Source organism: Bilophila sp. (assembly GCF_057864385.1).
The window spans coordinates 1-2,285 of sequence record NZ_DBMAFI010000137.1 but is presented as its reverse complement, the minus strand read 5'-3'; the positions used below and the strand labels follow the sequence as shown (position 1 = coordinate 2,285).

The window sequence follows — 2,285 nt, the reverse complement described above, 5'->3', positions numbered from 1 at the left end:
TGGTGCCCGCGACTTCGGCCTTGAGCCCGGAAAGTTCGGCCTTCACTTCCCCGATTTCACGGACAAGCTGCACATCGTCGCTCATTGCGCCTCCTCAACGCTCTTAATCCACAGGAGCAGGTTCCCGGCCTCGCCAGCGGGCAGGTGTACCCATTCGCCGGGCTCGGTGAACGTCTCGCCCCGGTAGGTGTAGGACCACTCACCCGTCACGACCGCCCCCGGCGTCAAGGGGGCCGGGCTTGTCGCGGCGGTCGGTTCCGCCCATCGAGCGCACCCACTCGCCGCCGGCGTCATCACAAACAGCAGCGCGATCAGCCTCGCGGCGTTCGCCATACTTTTGGCGAAGCCACAGCTTGAGGAGCTCGACGAGAGAGGCGAGGAACTCAAGGACGGCCCGCACATCACTTCCCCGTCACGGCTCTGACTTCGGCCCGCACGGTTTCGGACTTGCCGTCCGCCACGGCGCCCTTGTTCTGCCCGAAATGCGCGGCAAGGGCGTGCGCCCAGCGATAGAAGACGGCATAGGCCCCGGACGTTTCTTTGGGCACGGGAAGCCAGATGGTCGCGACGGCAGCCACACTGCACAGGGACATGAACACGGCGACGGCGGTGACGATCCACGAGGCTTCGGGGTACTGCGCGGCAAGGCTTGCCAGTGTCGAAAAAAGGAAATCAATCACGGTCTGTTCCATCAGTATTTGCCTCCCTGTTGGTAGAGCGCCACGTCGCGCGGCTTGTCCGGATCGTTGTCCACATGAATCCACGTCGGGGCCAGCTCGATGCGCCGGAACCCGGCTTCAAGCAACGCTTGAAGGATGGCGAAACGGGAATGGGAATCAACACAGCGGATGTCCACGGCGTAACCTCGCGTATGGGCGGAGGTGGGCACGCCGCCGACCGCCTTGTTGTGCTTCGGACAGCGGTAGGCGGAAGAAAGGGGGAACGGGATGCCCGCCAAATCGCGGGCCTCATCAAGCATCTGGAGCAGGTCGGCGTCCATCTTCTCCATGCCCGCGCCGCACCCGCACTTGCAGCGGAATTCGACCGGGGAGAAATGGCGCAAGGGAAGAACAGCCATAAAAAAATCCTCCTGCGTCCACTGTACCACGGTGAGGCGTGAGGAGGCACCCTGAACTGATTCCGGTGGGTTCCGGGTGATCAACGACAAGATAACTAGAGGCCAGCGGCGAGATAACCCGAGCCACTCCGAAACACTCTGGGACACGGTCTGAAATTTTATTGCAAAATCTGCAATTTGATTTTTGTCGAAGTTATCACGCCGCTGGCGGCTGTGTTATCGCGCCGCGCATCATCCGGGCACAAAAAAAGACAGGATGCAGAAATATCCCGTCCCCAGGGTGCATAATTATGCAATTCAGCCTTCGAGAACAGCGATCAAACGCCCCGAAACCTCATCATCCATAAACTCGTCAGGCACCATGCCAATGCGCTCGAACCCTCTTGCTGCAATATCCAGCGCCCGCAACTGTGAGAGCAGCAAGACGCCCCTAACCGGAAGCCCCTCAGGGAGGGCAATCTCATCCGGCCTTCCTTTCTTCTTGGAAGTAATAGGAAGCACCCATACAATTCCACCCATACGATCGTTAAATGTACTGGCGGATACGACTATGGCGGGACGCCGTTTTTGCTGTTCATGCCCTCTGGTGGGATCAAAATCCACCCAGATCAGCTCTCCTTTCTGTACGCTCATTGGCCAGCCTTCCCCACGAATTCGGCTTCAAGGCGTTCCCCGCCCACATCAGCCCCCCAATCAACCTCAGGATGCTCCTGAGCCGACTGAAAACTATCCAGCACCTCTTCCAGGGCATACCGCTTGACCTTGCGGACTTTTCTCAGGGTAATGACACCATTCACCAATTCGATGTTGACGGAGTCCCCTTCCCTGAGGTTGCTCTCTTCAAGCACGCCCTTCGGGATTCTCAATGCAAGGCTGTTGCCCCACTTGGAAACAGTAGCGGTGTTCATGGCTATCCTCCTCTTATGGATATACGGTATATCCATATACACAGATAGTCAATCTCATCACCACAGCCTGAGCTGCACCTGCGGCTTGGGCTGTTCCTTTACCTGCCGGGCGAGGATGCGCACATAGCGTTCCGTTACGCCGAGTTCGAGGGCAATACGTCCCGGCGACGTCCCGGCGACTTCCCGGTTTCCAACATACGGACGATCCTGTCCTTGAACGGCTCGCCCTTGCGCCTGTTCGGAAGCGTCACCCGGAGCCCCCCGAAGGCTGCGCAGAGCCTTTCCATGCGCTCCGGCCC

6 protein-coding genes and 1 pseudogene are annotated in these 2,285 nt (G+C 59.2%); all 7 read right to left on the bottom strand.

The features are described 5' to 3' along the window. Positions 1 to 81: 81 nt before the first annotated feature. Positions 82 to 210 (bottom strand): hypothetical protein, encoded by a 129-nt coding sequence (locus ACZM8Y_RS18070; RefSeq protein WP_302554038.1) that lies wholly within the window; start codon positions 208 to 210, stop codon positions 82 to 84. Next, a complete protein-coding gene (locus ACZM8Y_RS18065) occupies positions 200 to 400 on the bottom strand; it encodes a hypothetical protein (protein ID WP_483971878.1) in 201 nt (66 codons plus the stop codon). The genes ACZM8Y_RS18070 and ACZM8Y_RS18065 overlap by 11 nt, the downstream gene beginning before the upstream one ends. 1 nt (position 401) lies before the next feature. Then, positions 402 to 692: an RNA-binding protein gene (locus ACZM8Y_RS18060; protein WP_482333747.1), complete on the bottom strand. Its 291-nt coding sequence runs from the start codon at positions 690 to 692 to the stop codon at positions 402 to 404. Continuing rightward, a complete protein-coding gene (locus tag ACZM8Y_RS18055; RefSeq protein ID WP_482333745.1) occupies positions 692 to 1,078 on the bottom strand; it encodes a D-Ala-D-Ala carboxypeptidase family metallohydrolase in 387 nt (128 codons plus the stop codon). Before ACZM8Y_RS18055 ends, ACZM8Y_RS18060 begins: the two co-directional genes overlap by 1 nt. A 297-nt stretch (positions 1,079 to 1,375) precedes the next feature. After that, positions 1,376 to 1,711, bottom strand: coding sequence for a type II toxin-antitoxin system PemK/MazF family toxin (locus ACZM8Y_RS18050; RefSeq protein WP_482333743.1), 336 nt, complete (start codon positions 1,709 to 1,711; stop codon positions 1,376 to 1,378). Continuing rightward, the gene (locus ACZM8Y_RS18045; RefSeq protein ID WP_482333742.1) at positions 1,708 to 1,986 is read right to left on the bottom strand and encodes an AbrB/MazE/SpoVT family DNA-binding domain-containing protein; all 279 of its coding nucleotides are present in this window, start codon (positions 1,984 to 1,986) and stop codon (positions 1,708 to 1,710) included. Before ACZM8Y_RS18045 ends, ACZM8Y_RS18050 begins: the two co-directional genes overlap by 4 nt. A gap of 57 nt (positions 1,987 to 2,043) precedes the next feature. Then, a pseudogene (locus tag ACZM8Y_RS18040) lies at positions 2,044 to 2,285 on the bottom strand (hypothetical protein); the annotation flags it as partial.

Coding starts and splice junctions, on each gene's coding strand:
- ACZM8Y_RS18055 (WP_482333745.1), bottom strand. CDS start 1,078: ATGGCTGTTCTTCCCTTGCGCCATTTCTCCCCGGTCGAATTCCGCTGC.
- ACZM8Y_RS18045 (WP_482333742.1), bottom strand. CDS start 1,986: ATGAACACCGCTACTGTTTCCAAGTGGGGCAACAGCCTTGCATTGAGA.
- ACZM8Y_RS18060 (WP_482333747.1), bottom strand. CDS start 692: ATGGAACAGACCGTGATTGATTTCCTTTTTTCGACACTGGCAAGCCTT.
- ACZM8Y_RS18050 (WP_482333743.1), bottom strand. CDS start 1,711: ATGAGCGTACAGAAAGGAGAGCTGATCTGGGTGGATTTTGATCCCACC.